This is a genomic window from Sphingomonas sp., from assembly GCF_019746015.1.
Lineage (GTDB): Bacteria > Pseudomonadota > Alphaproteobacteria > Sphingomonadales > Sphingomonadaceae > Sphingomonas.
Window position 1 is genome coordinate 1 of the sequence record NZ_JAIESM010000022.1, and the last position, 15524, is coordinate 15524.

13 protein-coding genes are annotated in these 15524 nt (G+C 66.6%); 6 read left to right on the forward strand and 7 right to left on the reverse strand.

Annotated elements, in window-relative coordinates; translation table 11 throughout:
• A partial coding sequence (locus K2Y03_RS03400) for a glycosyltransferase family 39 protein (RefSeq protein WP_294088282.1) occupies positions 1–1342 on the reverse strand: 1342 nt, incomplete at its 3' end.
• Between the two features lie 94 nt (positions 1343–1436).
• Between K2Y03_RS03400 and cobT the strand changes: the two genes are divergently transcribed.
• Genes cobT through K2Y03_RS03415 form a run of 3 tightly spaced genes read left to right on the forward strand, consistent with a single transcriptional unit; the run spans position 1437 to position 5740 of the window.
• Positions 1437–3272 carry a cobaltochelatase subunit CobT gene (cobT, locus tag K2Y03_RS03405; RefSeq protein WP_294088283.1) on the forward strand — a complete coding sequence of 612 codons (1836 nt, stop codon included), beginning with the start codon at positions 1437–1439 and terminating at the stop codon, positions 3270–3272.
• Positions 3269–3538 carry a ribbon-helix-helix domain-containing protein gene (locus K2Y03_RS03410; protein ID WP_294088284.1) on the forward strand — a complete coding sequence of 90 codons (270 nt, stop codon included), beginning with the start codon at positions 3269–3271 and terminating at the stop codon, positions 3536–3538. The genes cobT and K2Y03_RS03410 overlap by 4 nt, the downstream gene beginning before the upstream one ends.
• A 54-nt stretch (positions 3539–3592) precedes the next feature.
• Positions 3593–5740 (forward strand): TonB-dependent siderophore receptor, encoded by a 2148-nt coding sequence (locus K2Y03_RS03415; RefSeq protein WP_294088285.1) that lies wholly within the window; start codon positions 3593–3595, stop codon positions 5738–5740.
• Positions 5741–5887: 147 nt separating this feature from the next.
• Here the strand turns inward: K2Y03_RS03415 and typA are convergent, their stop codons facing one another.
• Positions 5888–7702 (reverse strand): translational GTPase TypA, encoded by a 1815-nt coding sequence (gene typA, locus K2Y03_RS03420; RefSeq protein ID WP_294088286.1) that lies wholly within the window; start codon positions 7700–7702, stop codon positions 5888–5890.
• A 185-nt stretch (positions 7703–7887) separates the two neighbouring features.
• Here typA and K2Y03_RS03425 point away from each other — a divergent pair, with 185 nt between their 5' ends.
• Together K2Y03_RS03425 and K2Y03_RS03430 are read left to right on the forward strand one after the other, a co-directional pair.
• The gene (locus tag K2Y03_RS03425; protein ID WP_294088288.1) at positions 7888–9078 is read left to right on the forward strand and encodes a toxic anion resistance protein; all 1191 of its coding nucleotides are present in this window, start codon (positions 7888–7890) and stop codon (positions 9076–9078) included.
• Positions 9075–9767, forward strand: a complete 693-nt coding sequence (locus tag K2Y03_RS03430; protein WP_294088290.1) for a hypothetical protein — start codon at positions 9075–9077, stop codon at positions 9765–9767. Before K2Y03_RS03425 ends, K2Y03_RS03430 begins: the two co-directional genes overlap by 4 nt.
• Before the next feature lie 36 nt (positions 9768–9803).
• Here K2Y03_RS03430 and K2Y03_RS03435 read toward each other — a convergent pair whose 3' ends face one another.
• The 5 genes from K2Y03_RS03435 to K2Y03_RS03455 form a co-directional block, all read right to left on the reverse strand.
• Entirely contained in the window at positions 9804–10583 is a 780-nt protein-coding gene (locus tag K2Y03_RS03435) for an inositol monophosphatase family protein (protein WP_294088292.1), read from the reverse strand.
• Positions 10576–11919 carry a metallopeptidase TldD-related protein gene (locus K2Y03_RS03440; RefSeq protein WP_294088293.1) on the reverse strand — a complete coding sequence of 448 codons (1344 nt, stop codon included), beginning with the start codon at positions 11917–11919 and terminating at the stop codon, positions 10576–10578. The genes K2Y03_RS03435 and K2Y03_RS03440 overlap by 8 nt, the downstream gene beginning before the upstream one ends.
• A 159-nt stretch (positions 11920–12078) precedes the next feature.
• Positions 12079–12984: a 4-hydroxybenzoate octaprenyltransferase gene (ubiA, locus tag K2Y03_RS03445; RefSeq protein ID WP_294088295.1), complete on the reverse strand. Its 906-nt coding sequence runs from the start codon at positions 12982–12984 to the stop codon at positions 12079–12081.
• Between the two features lie 81 nt (positions 12985–13065).
• On the reverse strand, positions 13066–13722 hold the full coding sequence (locus tag K2Y03_RS03450) for an SGNH/GDSL hydrolase family protein (protein WP_294088297.1): 657 nt from the start codon (positions 13720–13722) through the stop codon (positions 13066–13068).
• A gap of 69 nt (positions 13723–13791) precedes the next feature.
• Positions 13792–14970: a serine hydrolase gene (locus tag K2Y03_RS03455; protein ID WP_294088298.1), complete on the reverse strand. Its 1179-nt coding sequence runs from the start codon at positions 14968–14970 to the stop codon at positions 13792–13794.
• Positions 14971–15066: 96 nt separating this feature from the next.
• Here K2Y03_RS03455 and K2Y03_RS03460 point away from each other — a divergent pair, with 96 nt between their 5' ends.
• A complete protein-coding gene (locus tag K2Y03_RS03460) occupies positions 15067–15489 on the forward strand; it encodes a hypothetical protein (RefSeq protein ID WP_294088299.1) in 423 nt (140 codons plus the stop codon).
• Positions 15490–15524: the final 35 nt, after the last annotated feature.

A 15524-nucleotide genomic window follows, 5' to 3' on the forward strand; every position in this document is an offset into this window, starting at 1 on the left:
ATTCGAACCACATGTTGACGGCGCCGATTCCGGTCAGCATCGCCAGCCCGATCGGCACCAGCGGATCGGGGTTCGCGGCCCGCCAGCGGCGCCAGCATTCAATGGCGGCGGCGACCAGCAGACTGAGATAGGCAATCTGCAACGGGCCGGTGAGAATGGCGCGCATCGCGCTGCCGATTGGCGGCGTGGTGTGGCGAAAGCGGGCAATGGTTGCTTCCTCATAACCGAAGCCGGCGATCAGCGCGCGCGCGGTCTGCGTCAGAAAATCCAGCGGCTGCGCGCCGATCCGCCGCATCGCTTCGCGACCCATCACCGCTGACCGCTCGGGCTCGGGCAGGCTGAAAATGCTGTCGGGGATCGGCAGGCCGTGCGTGCCCAATGCCACATTGACCATGAAGCCCGACGCCGTGGTGAACGGCACGAAGGCGCCAAACACCAGCCAGTTGCGCACCCACCATGGCGCCATCACCAGCAGGAAGGCAGGGATTGACCACAGCCCCAGCCGCAGCGTTGCCGGCCAGCCGCGCAGCGCGACCAGTGCGAGCGCGATCGTTACGGGCAGCAGCACGGCCCCTGGCTGGGTCAGTGCCAGCAGGCCCCACAGGGCGCCGAGCGCGAGGCCGTGTCGGGCGCGGCGGTGCCCAGAGGTGTCGGTCCACCAGATTATCGTGCCCCTCAGCATCAGCGTGATGAGCAGGATGGTGAGGGCTTCCTTCTGCGGAATGGCCGCCGCCAGCGCGAAGGGCGGATAGGCGAAGAACAGCAGCCCCGCGAGCCAGCCCGCTGCCGGCCGGCCCAGACGTCGCCCGATATCGACCAGAGCCAGCGCGGTGCCGATGTCGGTCAGCGTCGTCATCACCAATGTTGCAACCGGCGCATCGCCGAACAGCCGCCACCACCCGGCCAGCAACACGGGGTAGAGCGGCGGGAAATAGGCGCGCAGATCGCGGCCATAGCGCCAGTCATCGGTGATCAGCCCGCGCCCGTCGAGCAGGGCATGCGCCAGATTCTGGTAATTCATCGGGTCCGCGCCCAGCGCAACACCGCTTGCGAAATGGATCGACCAGAACCGCCAGGCAAAACTGCTTGCCACCAGGGCGATGGCGGCGATCGCGCGCTGCTGACCAGTGGCAGCGGCCCGGGCGGCCATTGCCGCCAACCCCAACCAGCCCAGGCACAGGCCAAGCGCTATGGGGTTGCGATCCTCCGCAGTCGTTTCGACCGCAACGGCCGCGGCGAGCAACGCAATGCCGGCCATCGGCACGAGCAGCGCCAGTGCTGCCGCCCGATGCCAGCCTGATGCCTGCGCGCCGCCCATCGCCCGTGCCGTCTTCCCCAACATGTCTGTCAGCACAGACGATAGCCGCATGCCCCTGCCAGTCGCTTAACGCAATTTCGCGCTGGGCGCGCCCGCGCAATCGCGTTAGGCGAAGGCGATGGCAGACCAAACCCCCCTTGATCGGTTCAAGGCCGTGCTTGGCGGCACGGCGCGCGCGCTGGCGGACGAGCCTGAGCTGGAACTGGCTTACACCGCTGATGCGCCGGCGCAATCGGGCAAGCATCTGAAAGTGCCGATGCCGGCGCGTGCTCTGCCGGCCGACCAGGTGGCCGAGGTGCGCGGCTTTGCCGATGGCTTTGCGCTGCGCCTGCGGCACCATGATCAGGCACTGCATCTGAAGGCGGCGCCGGTCGAAGCGGTGGCGCGCGCGGTGTTCGACGCGGTGGAGAATGCGCGCGTCGAGGCGCTGGGCGCGCGCGGCTATCGCGGCATTGGCGACAATCTGGAATCGGCGCTGCTGATGCGGCTGAAGAGCGACCCGATCACCCGGGCGCGCAGCCGCGACGAAGTGCCGCTGTCCACGGCGGTGGCGCTGCTGGCGCGCGAGCGGCTCATCGGGCGCCCGTCGCCGGCGCTCGCTGCGCCCGGCATGGCGCTGGTGCGCGAATGGATCGAGGAAAAGGCGGGCGGCGATCTGGACGCGCTGGGCCATGCGATCGACGATCAGGCGGCCTTCGCCAAGCTCTCGATGAAGCTGCTCGAGGATCTGGAACTGGTCGAGGGCGACCTGATGCCCGACGATGCCGATGACGGCGGCAACGAGGATGAGGGGCAGGACGACACCGAGCAGGACGAGGGCGAAACCACCGACGACGCCGGCGATCAGGGCCAGGGCGAAATCGAGCAGCGTGGCGAGCAGCAGCAGGGCGACCAGCAGGAAGGCGATGGCCGCCAGCAGCGCGACGACAGCTTCGACGAAGCCGATGGCGAACCCGGTGACGAGGGCGAGGACGGGATGATGCCGGTCCGGCCCAACCGGCCGGTCCACGACGCCACGCCCCATTTCGACTATAAGGCCTGGACGACCAGCTTCGACGAACAGATCGCCGCGACCGAGCTGTGCGATGCCGATGAGCTGGCCCGGCTGCGCGCCTATCTGGACCAGCAGCTGGTGCATCTGCAGGGTGCGGTAACCAAATTGGCCAACCGCCTCCAACGGCGGCTGATGGCGCAGCAGAACCGCAGCTGGGACTTCGACCAGGAAGAAGGGCTGCTGGACGCGGCGCGGCTGGCCCGCGTCGTCGTCAACCCCGCCCATTCGCTGTCGTACAAGATCGAGCGTGACACCGAGTTCAAGGACACCATCGTCACGCTGCTGATCGACAATTCGGGGTCGATGCGTGGCCGACCCATCTCGATCGCGGCAATCAGTGCCGACATTCTGGCGCGCACGCTGGAGCGCTGTGGCGTGAAGACCGAAATTCTGGGCTTCACCACCCGCGCCTGGAAGGGCGGGCAGGCGCGCGAGCATTGGCTGGCGGCGGGTCGCCCGCCCCAGCCCGGCCGGCTGAACGACATCCGCCACATCATCTACAAACAGGCCGACGAGCCTTGGCGCCGCGCCAAGCCGGCGCTCGGCCTGATGATGCGCGAAGGGCTGCTGAAGGAAAATATCGACGGCGAGGCGCTGCTCTGGGCGCATTCGCGGCTGATCGCGCGGGGCGAGGACCGCAAGATCCTGATGGTGATTTCAGACGGCGCGCCGGTCGATGATTCGACGCTGTCGGTGAACAGCGGCAGCTATCTGGAGCGCCATCTGCGCCAGGTGATCGGCTGGATCGAAACACGTTCGCCGGTGGAGCTGATCGCGATCGGCATCGGGCATGACGTGACCCGTTATTACAGCCGCGCCGTCACCATCATGGATGCCGAGCAGCTGGGCGGCACCATCATCGAACAGCTTGCCGCGCTGTTCGATGCCGCGCCCCGGTGATTGCGCTCGATACGCCGCCGGATGGGCTTGCCGGGCCGGTGAAACGGTCGATCACCATTGCCGGGCACCCGACCTCGATCAGTCTTGAGCCGATCTTCTGGGCCGCGCTGGAACAAGCCGCCGCCGTGCGCGGCCTGCCGCTGTCGGCGCTGGTCGCCGCGATCGACGCGCGCCGGCTGGAAGCGCCCGTGCCGCCCAATCTCGCCAGCGCGATCCGCTCCTGGCTCTTCTATGTCAAAACACAATCTGCGAATAGTTCTCAATAGCGTTGACTCTGCGAATGGCTCGCAATAGCAGGCTCCTGTCCAAGGAGTTTTCGCATGTCGCGCCGTTTTGCCCGCCATCTTTCCACTGCCTCGCTGCTGGCTGGCCTGCTGGCGGCCGCGCCGGCGATGGCGGCGCCGGCAACGGATGAGCCCCCCGCCACGACCGACGCGCCGGGCGATGTGCCCGACGAAGTGATCGTGACCGGGCAGAAGCTCGGCTATGACACCGACGCGACCAGCACCGCCACCCGCACGCCGACCAAGATCCTGGACATTCCCCAGTCGATCACCAGCGTCTCGCGCCAGCAGATCGACGATCAGGCGATCCGCTCGATCGGCGACGCGCTGCGCCAGGTGCCGGGCGCGATCGTCGGCCAGGGCGAGGGGCACCGCGACCAGGTGGTGCTGCGCGGGCAGAATACGACCGCCGACTTCTTCGTCGATAATCTGCGCGACGATATCCAATATTATCGCCCGCTCTATAATCTGGAGCGGCTGGAAGTGCTGCGCGGCCCCAATGCGATGATCTTCGGGCGCGGCGGCGGTGGCGGCGTCATCAACCGCGTCACCAAGGTGCCCGAGCGCGCCAATTTCATCGGCGGCAGCGTGTCCGGCAACAGCTTTGGCAGCTGGTATCTCGATGCCGATGCCAATGTGAAGCTGACCGGCGATCTGGCCGCGCGGCTGAACGCGGTGCATGAGGAATTCGCCTCGCACCGCCGGCAGTTCGGCGGGGAGTTTACCGGCTTCAACCCGACGCTGCGCTTCACGCCGGACGACCGCACCGCCTTCACGTTGTCCTATGAGTATAATGAGGACCGGCGGGTGATCGATCGCGGCGTGCCCTCGGTCAATGGACGCCCGCTCGAAGGGTTCCGCGACACGTTCTTCGGCATTGCCGACATCAACCGCAACAGCTTCACCGCGCATGTCGCGCGGGCGACCGTCGAGCATCGGCTGACCGACAATCTCACGATCACCGGCCGGCTGCTCTATGGCAGCTATGACAAATTCTACCGCAATCTCTATCCCGGTGCGGCGGTGATCGGCACGGGGCCGACGGCGCAGGTGCCGGTTGAGGCCTATTTCGACGCGGTCTATCGCGAAAACCTGTTCAGCCAGACCGACATCGTCTGGCGCACCCGCACCGGGCCGATCGCGCACACGTTGCTGGCCGGCTTCGAATTCGGCTATCAATTCACCGATGGCCGCCGCCAGAACGGCTTTTTCGATGGCGTGGTCGGCGCCGCCAATGGTGGCCTGCGCGCCTTTGCGCCGCTGGCTGACCCGTTTGCGCCGCCGCGCCCGGTGTTTCGCCCCGGCACGGGCCAGCGCGACGCGCTCACCCGTGCGCGCATCTTTGCGGGCTATGTGCAGGACCAGCTGAAATGGGGTCCGGTTGAACTGCTGGTGGGCCTGCGGCTCGACAAATTCACGCTGACGGCGACCAACCGGCTGCTCAACCAGACGGTGGAGCGTAGCGACACCCTATGGTCGCCGCGCGCGGGGCTGGTCATTCATCCCGTGGCCAATGTCACCACCTATTTCAGCTATGCACGCTCCTATCTGCCGGCCTCGGGCGATCAGTTTACCTCGCTCGACATTGTCGGCGCCGCGCTCAAGCCCGAACGCTTTGACAATTATGAGGTTGGCGTGAAGTGGGAGCCGCGCCCCGGCCTGCTGATCGCGGCGGACATTTACCAGCTGGAGCGCACCAACACCCGCTCACCGGGGCCGATTGCGGGGCAGATCCTGCTGACCGGCGCGCAGCGCAGCCGCGGGCTGGAAGTCGAGGCACGTGGCCAGATTACCGCCAAATGGAATTTGAGCCTGGCTTATGCGCTGACCGAGGCGGTGATTACCGACACCACCGCCGCTGCCCCCGCCGGGCGCCATGTGCCGCTGGTGCCGCGCCACAGCTTTTCGGCCTTCACCCGTTATGATTTCACCCCGCGCTTTGGGGCGGGGCTAGGGGTGAGCTATTTCTCGCAGAGCTTCACCACCATTTCGAACGCGGTGACGCTGCCCGGCTATGCGCGCGTCGATGCCGCCTTGTTCTACAAGCTCAGCAAGTCGATCGAGGCGCAGCTGAACGTCGAGAATCTGACCAACACCAACTATTTCCCGACCGCGCATACCGACAACAGCATCAGCACCGGCGCGCCGATCAACGCCCGCGCGACACTGCGCTTCCGCTTCTAGGATCATTTTCAGCCTTGCTGGAACGGCACCGGCCCGCTCCCCCACCCGGCCACCCACAAGATACTGCCGATGGGTGGCCGGGCGGGGGAGCGGGCCGGTGCCGCTACTAACTGAACGTCCCAAGCACCGCGCCGCCCGCCCGCAGGTTCAGGCGGCAGCGCGGCTGGCGCGCTTGCGCTCGTGCGGGTCGAGGTGGCGCTTGCGCAGGCGGATCGACTTCGGCGTCACCTCCACCATCTCGTCATCGTCGATATAGGCAATCGCCTGTTCCAGCGTCAGCTTGCGCGGCGGGGTGAGGCGGATCGCATCGTCCTTGCCGCCGCTGGCGCGGAAATTGGTCAGCTGCTTGGCCTTCATCGGGTTGACTTCGAGATCGTCCGGCTTGGCATTCTCGCCGATGATCATGCCCTCATAGAGCGGCTCGCCAGGGCCGACCATCAGGATGCCGCGCTCCTCCAGCGCATTGAGCGCATAGGCATTGGCCTCGCCCGCGCCGTTGGAGATCAGCACCCCGTTCTTGCGGCCTTCGATCTGGCCCTTGTACGGCCCGTATTTCTCGAACAGGCGGTTCATGATGCCGGTGCCGCGCGTGTCCGACAGGAATTCGCCATGATAGCCGATCAGCCCGCGCGACGGGGCCGAGAAGGTGATGCGCGTCTTGCCGCCGCCCGAGGGGCGCATGTCGGTCATCTCGGCCTTGCGCTGGTTCATCTTGTCGACGACCGTGCCCGAATGTTCCTCGTCCACGTCGATGACGACGGTTTCATAGGGCTCCTCGCGGCCGCCGGCGCCATCGCGGAACAGCACGCGCGGACGGCTGATGCCCAGCTCAAAGCCTTCACGGCGCATCGTTTCGATTAGCACGCCGAGCTGGAGTTCGCCGCGCCCGGCCACCTCGAACGAGTCCTTGTCCTCGCTTTCGGTCACGCGGATGGCGACGTTCGATTCCGCCTCGCGGAACAGGCGGTCGCGGATCATGCGGCTGGTCACCTTGCTGCCTTCGCGGCCCGCCATCGGCGAATCGTTCACGGCAAAGCGCATCGACAGCGTCGGCGGGTCGATCGGCTGCGCGGTGATCGGCGTCGAAACGCTGGGATCGGCGATGGTGTTGGCCACCGTTGCCACGGTCAGCCCGGCCATGCTGATGATGTCGCCGGCCTGCGCTTCGTCCACCGGCACGCGTTCAAGACCCCGGAACGACATCAGCTTTGACGCGCGGCCGGTTTCGATGATCTTGCCGTCGCTGTCGAGCGCGTGGATCGGCTGGTTGAGCTTTACCGTGCCCGTCGCCACGCGCCCGGTCAGGATGCGGCCAAGGAAATTGTCGCGGTCGAGCAGCGTCACCAGGAAGGTGAAGGGCGCATCGACATCCACCGCCGGCGGCGGCACATGCGCCACGATCTTGTTGAACAGCGGCGCCAGCGTGCCCTCGCGCGCATCGGCATCCTCATTGGCATAGCCGTTGCGGCCGGAGGCATAGAGCACCGGGAAATCGAGCTGATCGTCGCTGGCTTCCAGCGTCACGAACAGGTCGAACACCTCGTCCAGCACTTCCTGGATGCGTGCGTCGGACCGGTCGACCTTGTTGACGACAACGATCGGCCTGAGGCCCAGCGCCAGCGCCTTGCCGGTCACGAACTTGGTCTGCGGCATCGCGCCTTCGGCCGCGTCGACCAGCAGGATCACGCCATCGACCATCGACAGGATGCGTTCCACCTCGCCGCCGAAATCGGCGTGGCCGGGCGTATCGACGATGTTGATCCGCGTCCCTTCCCAATCGACCGAGGTGCATTTGGCGAGAATCGTGATCCCGCGCTCCTTTTCCAGGTCGTTCGAATCCATCGCGCGTTCCTCGACGCGCTGATTGTCGCGGAAGGTGCCCGACTGGCGGAAGAGCTGGTCGACAAGCGTGGTCTTGCCGTGGTCGACGTGGGCGATGATCGCCACGTTGCGCAGGTTCATTGCAATGTCCCGGATTATGGTTCGGGCGGGCGCATAGCTCAATTGTTGCGGCGCGAAAAGGGCGCATCGCCATCCGCGCGTCATCGTGCCATGCCAGTGGCGAAGGCTGGCAGCGTGTCTTATATCAATATCACGGTTGAACCACGCGCCGCGAGAGGGCATTGATAGGCGCCGGGAGAAGAGTGATGGCTACACAGATCGAAACGCAGCAACTGGTGCTTACCCCGCCCGAACCCGTGGCGCCGATCGTGCCCGAACAGGCCGCCGGGCTGGTGCCGGTTGATGCCGCGACCCGCACCAAGCTGGAGGAGCGGGTGGACGCGTTCATCACCGATCTGGTCGCGCAGGATGCGAACAGCCCGGAATTCGGCCGCCGCGTCGATTCGATCAGCGCGATGGGGCAGAAGGAAATCCGCGACGCGGCCGGCCAGTCCAACCGTTTTCTCGACCGGCCGGTGCGATCGATGGACAAGGACGCCAATGTCGGCACCGATCTTGCCCAGCTGCGCCGCACGATCGAGGATCTGGATCCCGGCAAGAAGATGATGGCGCCCAAGAAGCTGTTCGGGATCATTCCCTTCGGCAATTCGATGCGCAATTATTTCGACAGCTACAAATCCTCGCAGACCCATATCGCCTCGATCCTGAAGTCGCTGCAGAGCGGCAAGGACGAGCTGCTGATGGACAATGCCGCGATCGACACCGAGCGCGCCAATCTGTGGACGGCGATGGGCCGGCTGGAACAGATGATCGTGCTGGCCAAGACGATGGACCAGAAGCTGGAAGACAAGGCCAATGAGCTGGACCATAGCGACCCGGCCAAGGCCAAGGCGATCCGCGAAACGGCGCTCTTCTACGTCCGCCAGCGCGTGCAGGACCTGCTGACGCAGATGGCGGTGACGGTTCAGGGCTATCTGGCACTCGATCTGGTGAAGAAGAACAATGTCGAGCTGGTGAAGGGCGTCGACCGTGCCTCCACCACCACGGTTGCGGCACTGCGCACTGCCGTCACTGTGGCGCAGGCGATGACCAACCAGAAGCTGGTGCTGGAACAGATCACTGCGCTCAACACCACCACCGCCAACATCATCGATTCGACCGGCCAGCTGCTGAAATCGCAGACGGCGGCGATCCATGAGCAGGCCGCCAATTCGACCATCCCGCTCGAAACGCTGCAGCGCGCCTTCCAGAACATCTATGACACGATGGACACGATCGACACCTTCAAGCTGAAGGCGCTCGACAATATGAAGAGCACGGTCACGGCGCTGTCGGCGGAGGTGGAAAAGTCCAAGGGCTATATCGCCCGGGCGGAGGGCGCCGCACAGAATGGTGGCGCTGCCCCCGATCTGGTGAAGCTTGAGGCGCTTTCATGAGCGAGGTCGATCGCCAGATCGAACGATCCGCCGAACTGCTGAACCGCACCGCGCGCGCGCGCCAGGCGCCGGTGCTGCGCGAACGCCAGGCGGAGACCGGGCGCCGGATGCAGCGCGCGCTGCTGCTCGACGCGGTCATCCTGATCGCCGCGACGATCGCCACGATGGCGGGGCTGCTGGGGGTAGGCGGCTGGGTGTTGACCTTCATCGTGATGCTGGTTGCGACGATGGTGATGCTGGCGATCCCGACCCGGCCGGCGCCGCGCGCGGAGCAGTTGGCGCGGGTGCCGCTGAAGGCGCTGCCGGCACAGACCGGGCGCTGGCTGGAAACGCAGCGCCCCGCGCTGCCGGCGCCGGCGGTGCAGCTGATCGACACGATTTCGACGCGGCTCGACACGCTTGCCCTGCAGCTTGACCGCCTGCCCGAGGAAGCACCCGCCGCCACCGAGCTGCGCAAACTGCTGGGCGAGCAGCTGCCCGAATTCGTGAAGGGCTATGCCCAGGTGCCGCCGGCGCTGCGCCGAGCCGAGCGCAACGGCACCACGCCCGATGCGCAGCTGGTCGAAGGGCTGAAGCTGATCGACCAGGAAATCGGCGAGATGACCGAGCAGCTGGCGCAGGGCGACCTGGACAGCCTGGCGACTCATGGCCGCTTCCTTGAGCTGAAATATCGCGGCGACGCGGCTTAGGCCGGTTGCACCCAGGCTGAACGGCGCCGCGCTGCCCTAGCCGGCAGCGCGCGCGGCAGTCGCCCGGGCGGACAGGCGATCAACGGCGGCGGCGTGGATGCCGGGGCTGCTGACCAGCACGCCAAAGGCCTGAGCGCTTACGGTGTTGAAGCTGAGCGGCGCGCCGAGCGCATCGCTTACCGCGGCGCCAGCCTCGGCCGCGATCAGCGCGGCGGCGGCAATGTCCCACTCAAAACCCCAGCGCAGCGTGGCGACCAGATCGGCCTCGCCGGCGGCCACCATCGCCATGCGGAGCGCAATCGAATTGGGCTTGGCCACCATCACCAGGTCGTGGTCCTCGCGCGGCAGGCTGTCGGTCGGCACCCGCGCACCTGAAAGCGTGATGCGGTGGGGAGCGGCAAGGCGCGTGTCCCCCCGCCAGGCGCCGCCGCCGGCCGCAGCGTGCCAGCGCTGCGCCATCGCTGGTGCCTCCAGCACGCCGAGCACAGGCCGCCCGGCCTCGACCAGCGCGACCGACACCGCCCAGCCCGGCCGGCCGCGCAGAAAATCGCGGGTGCCGTCGATCGGGTCGACCACCCACAGCCGATTACGGGAAAGCCGGGCGGGGTCGTCCGCCGTCTCCTCCGACAGCCAGCCGGCATCGGGCGCCAGCGCCATCAGCCGCTCGCGCAGGAACGCGTCGACTTCCAGATCGACATCGCTCACCGGCAGGCCCGGCGCCTTTTCCCAGCGGCGATAGCTTTCGCCCGAGCGGCGCAGCGCCAGCGCCCCGGCGGCCTGGGCGATCTCGGCAACCGCTGCCAGCAGATCAGCCACTCGCCACCGTCATCCCCTCCACCAGCAGGGTCGGCACGTTGATGCCATAGCGGAAGTCGAGATCATTGGCCGGCGTCAGCTGGCGGAACATCTCTTTCAGATTGCCGGCAATGGTGAATTCGCTCACCGGCCCCACAAATTCGCCGCGTTCGACCAGAAAACCGGCGGCGCCGCGCGAATAATCGCCGGTCACACCGTTCACCCCCATGCCGATCAGCTCGGTTATGTAGACAGCGTTGTGTACACTTTGGATCAGCGTTTCGCGCGGAATCGCCCCCGGCGCCATGTAAAGGTTACTTGACATGACACCCACCCCGCCGCCGCCGCGCGCGGCATGGCCGGTGGGGGAGAGGCCAAGCTGCCGGGCGGAGGCGCTGTCGAGCAGCCAGGTTTCCAGCATGCCCGCAGACACGATGGCGACCGGCCCCACCGGCAGCCCTTCACCGTCGAAAGGGCGCGAGCGCAGCCCGTGCGGCCGGTGCGGGTCGTCATGGATCGACACCGCAGTGCCGAACACGGCGGTGCCCAGTGCCTCCTGCAGAAAGCTGGTCTTGCGGGTGATCGCCTGGCCGGCAATCGCGCCGAGCAGATGGCCGATCAGCGAATTGCCGACGCGCGGGTCGAAGATGACCGGCATCGGCCCGCTGACCAGCCGGCCCGGGTTGCAGCGCGCAACCGCTCGTTCACCCGCGCGGCGGCCGACCATCTCGGGCGCTTCCAGGTGCCGCCGGTGGCGCGCCATGTGATGGGCATAGTCGCGCTCCATCGCGCCGTCGCCGCCGGCCAGTACGCTGGCATGGATGCCGTGCATTGAGACGGCATAGCAGCCGGCAAAGCCATGGCTGGTGGCCAGCGCCATCACGCTGCGCCCGGCGCTGGCGCCGCCGCCTTCGCTGTTGGTGACGCCGGGCACGGCGCGGGCGGCATCCTCTGCGGCCAGCGCGTCTTCCTTCAGCACCAGCGGGTCGGTGTCGGCGCCATCGTCCAGGTCGAGCTGGGGCGGCGCGCCGTGCATCAGCCGTTCCTCGGGCGCCAGGCCCGCCCATTCATCCTCGGGCGCGGCGCGTGCCATCGCCACCGCGCGCTCGACCAGCGCATCGAGCGCGGCGGGCGTGAAGTCGCTGGTGGCAACGCTGGCGTGCCGCTGGCCACAGAATACCCGGAGCGATAGCTCGGCGCTTTCCGAACGGCCGACATCTTCGAGCTTGCCCAGCCGCACCGACACATCGGTTGACTGGTCCGCCTGCACCACCGCGTCGGCGGCATCGGCCCCGGCCTTGCGCGCCCGCGCCACCATGTCCTGCGCCCGCTGCCGGGCCTCGTCGATCGTCACCATGACATGGGACTTAGGCGGGCGCTCCGCGCTTGTGAACCCGCCACGGCCCGCTCCCCCACCCGACCGCCCAACAGCAGTATCATCTGGGAGGTCGGGTGGGGGAGCGGGCTGGAGCCGCCACAAGCAAAGGCGCATCCAGCGCCTTTGCCCAAACAAACCTCAAGCCGCGCCCACCACGAAGCAGGCGGCGAAGATCAGCAGCCCGGCGCTGCGGTTGGCGCGGAACCGTTCCAGCGCGTTCGCCCCGTCGCGCGGGTCGAGGGTCACCACCTGCCAGCCCAGATGGAGGGCAACCGGCACCAACGCGAGCAGCGCCAGCGGATCAGGCCGTGCCGCCCAGATCGCCAGCGCCCAGAGCGCGAGCGCCAGCGCATAAAAGCCCGCCACCCCGCCGCGCACCGCGCCGCCCAGCGCACGCGCGGAACTGCGCACGCCGATCAGCGCGTCATCGTCCATGTCCTGCAGCGCATAGATGGTGTCATACCCCACCACCCAGCCGACCGACCCGGCATAAAGCGCAATGCCGGGCAGGGTCAGCGTGCCGGCCACCTCCACCCAGCCGACCAGCGCAGCCCAGGAGAAGACCAGCCCCAGCCAGGCCTGCGGCCACCAGGTGATGCGCTTCATGAACGGATAGGCGGCAACCGGCGCCAGGCTGGCAACCGCCACGATCGCCGCCGGCAGCTGTAGCTGGAGCAGCACGACGAGGCCCACCAGGCACAGCGTGACCAGCCACACCCACGCCGCGCGCAGCGAGACGGTGCCCGCCGCCAGCGGGCGCAGCCGGGTGCGCGCGACCTGCGCATCCAGATCGCGGTCGACGATGTCGTTATACACGCAGCCCGCGCCGCGCATTGCCACGGCGCCCAGCAGCAGCCAGGCAATTAGATCCCACCGCGCCACCGCGCCGCCCGCCAGCGCCACGCCCCAGGCGCCCGGCCAGAACAGCAGCCACCAGCCGATCGGCCGGTCGAACCGGGCAAGCGCCGCATAGGGGCGCCAGGCCCCGGGCAGCCGGTCCAGCAAGGTGCGATGTTCGCTGTCGGGAACGGTTGTGTCGGTCATTAGCTAGCGTTTCGCTTTCGCTTGCCTATGTCAAAAGATGCCAGAATTCCAATACGAAACCATTTTCCCCGCTTGGTAAATTCAATATGCGCAAGCTGACTGCAACTTAGCCGCCCACATTTGTTGGCCCTTAAGGTTTAAATGCACCCCATCGACGGTTTGATCTTTACCTCCAGAGGGGGGTACGATTGCCACGTTTTTATCAGACAAGCTCCTGATGTAAGTTTGTATCTGTTTCAAATATACAGTATCGAAAGCTTGGGCGCCTGGATAATTTACATCTAGATTTGGAGGACTAACGATTATGAATCTTGTGTCATTTCTATCTATTAAATAAGACATGTAGTAATTAAATTCACCTATTGATTTTTTGACATTTAATGCGGCATTATTTGTTCCAATAGCCAATATAACAAGTTTTGGTCGAGTAATTTCAATTATATTTTCCGATAGTTTTGGCCAATCTTCGATTTTTGTACCGCCAATTGCAGCATTTAGAACCTTCAGTCCACATACATTATCCAACAGTTGCATTTCAGAAATACTATCACCAATTAAAATAGCCTGATGTTTTGGAAACTGATTTGCCTGTGAAATCGCAACCGCCGATTTAACTCGAAAGTGATCTTGCCCTACTGCGTAGCGGTATCTTGCATAGACGTACCCCCCCCCAGCAGCAATTACCATGCCAATTAAAGAAAAAATGGCTGCAAGATAGTAATAATAAAGCCTTTTCATGAATCCTCCCTCCGCTCCTCAGGCGACCGAAAATCGCAGCTCATCCCTAATCGACACGCCGGCGTGGCGCTAGTGGCGTGGTGTGGCAGGCGCCGCCAGCCGCGCGATCCAGCCTTCTTCGGCGGCGGTGAAGGCGCTGCGGGTGCCGGGGTCGGCGTCCGGCACGGCGGTCTGATAGAAAGCGATGCCGCGGCCGCGCGCGTCGATCCAGATGCCGGAGCGCAGGCCATAGGCTTCGCCGGCATGGCCGATGCGGGGGCGCGCATCGCCGAACGGATCGTCACGGCAGGCGGGTGGGCGGCCGGGCAGCGCCAGGATCATCACCCCCAGGCCATAGGCGCAGTAAAAGCCGCCTTCCGTCTCGCCATTGGTGCCGTCATAGCGCCAGTGCGGCCGCGCCATCGCCGCGCGGCTGGCGGCGGAGAGATAGCCCGGCCGGGTGAGCGCGCGCGCCAGCTTGACGAGGCCGGTCGGTGCAATCCGCATGCCCCCTTGCGGCGAAAAGGCCGCGCCGTTGCGCCCCAGCCGGTAGCGCGACAGGTCGCAGCCGCCATCCGCCGCCGGCGTTACCGGGCAGGCCGGGCGCACGCCGCCCAGCGCATCGCGCGCCACGCTGCCATCGGCGCGGTAGAGCGTCACCGCCTGCGCGACCGACCGGTCGCTGCACGTCGTCCAGTTGAAGCAGGCCTTGATGCCGAGCGGGTCGAACAGCAGCCGCGCCATCAGCCGGTCGAACCGCTCGCCCGTTGCCGCCTCCATCGTCGCGGCAATCACCGGAAAGTTGAGATTGGCATAGGCGAAATGGCCCGCGCCGTGCGCCGCATCCCACGCCGCCGGCTGGGCCATGTGCTGCGCCAGATCGGCATCGAGCGCGAGCGCATAATCCGCCGCATCGCGCACGCCGGCGGTGTGCGACAGCAGCTGGCGCAGCGTGACCGGCTGATCGGGGAAGGCGGGGTTGCGTAAGCGCCAGCCAAGCACGGCCGAGACATCACGGTCGAGATCGAGCCTGCCCGCCTCGACCAGCTTCATCACTGCGAGTGCTACGGCGAGTTTGGAGATGGAGGCGATCCGCACCGGATCGTCCACCGTTGCGGCGCGGGCAGTGGCGCGGTCGGCCAGCCCCTGTGCCAGGCGGCGGGTGGTGCGGGCGCCCGCAAACGCCACGCCCGCGCCGGCGGCGGGGCTTTGCGCGATCGCGGGCATGGCGCTTGTGGCGATCAGCAGGGCAAGCAGTGGAGTGCGCATCGGGCAAGTCTGCCGCGTAGGGGCGCCCCCGGCAAGCGACCTGCTTGAGAGGGGGCGCCGAATTGCCTATCGCCCATGCAGGGGGAGAGGAGGGGCATGGCCGGGCTGAAGCTTGATCGCGTGGGGCTGGCGCTCGGTGCGGGCGGCGTGGCGAGCGGGCTGGGCTGGGTGCTGCTCGCGGCGCTGGGCGGCAACGGGCCGCTCGCGCTGCTGATGGTGCTGATCGTCGGCACGCTGGGCACGATGCTGGGCACGGCAATGCTCGCGCTGCCCTTGTGGATCGCGCTGAGCCGTGCGGGCTATCGCGGGCCGGTGGCGGCGGCGTTGCTGGGGGCGGGGCTTGGCTTCCTCATCTTTCTGTTCGCGCAGACGCAGGGTTTCGGCCTTGCCGCTGCCCCCGGGGCCGGCGCCGGTGCCGCCGCGATGCGCTGGGCCAGCGGCGCGGCGGTCGCGCTGGTGCTAGCGGTGCCGGGGGCGGGCATTGCCCTGCTGATGTGGTGGGTCGGGTATCGGGGTTAGGGGTTGGTTGTCGCGGTGCCGGCCCGCTCCCCCAC

Bases quoted from the DNA above. Each gene is read 5' to 3' on its own strand.
- cobT (WP_294088283.1), top strand. From the start codon at position 1,437: ATGGCAGACCAAACCCCCCTTGATCGGTTCAAGGCCGTGCTTGGCGGC.
- K2Y03_RS03415 (WP_294088285.1), top strand. From the start codon at position 3,593: ATGTCGCGCCGTTTTGCCCGCCATCTTTCCACTGCCTCGCTGCTGGCT.
- typA (WP_294088286.1), bottom strand. From the start codon at position 7,702: ATGAACCTGCGCAACGTGGCGATCATCGCCCACGTCGACCACGGCAAG.
- K2Y03_RS03425 (WP_294088288.1), top strand. From the start codon at position 7,888: ATGGCTACACAGATCGAAACGCAGCAACTGGTGCTTACCCCGCCCGAA.
- K2Y03_RS03430 (WP_294088290.1), top strand. From the start codon at position 9,075: ATGAGCGAGGTCGATCGCCAGATCGAACGATCCGCCGAACTGCTGAAC.
- K2Y03_RS03440 (WP_294088293.1), bottom strand. From the start codon at position 11,919: ATGGTGACGATCGACGAGGCCCGGCAGCGGGCGCAGGACATGGTGGCG.
- ubiA (WP_294088295.1), bottom strand. From the start codon at position 12,984: ATGACCGACACAACCGTTCCCGACAGCGAACATCGCACCTTGCTGGAC.
- K2Y03_RS03450 (WP_294088297.1), bottom strand. From the start codon at position 13,722: ATGAAAAGGCTTTATTATTACTATCTTGCAGCCATTTTTTCTTTAATT.
- K2Y03_RS03455 (WP_294088298.1), bottom strand. From the start codon at position 14,970: ATGCGCACTCCACTGCTTGCCCTGCTGATCGCCACAAGCGCCATGCCC.
- K2Y03_RS03460 (WP_294088299.1), top strand. From the start codon at position 15,067: ATGGCCGGGCTGAAGCTTGATCGCGTGGGGCTGGCGCTCGGTGCGGGC.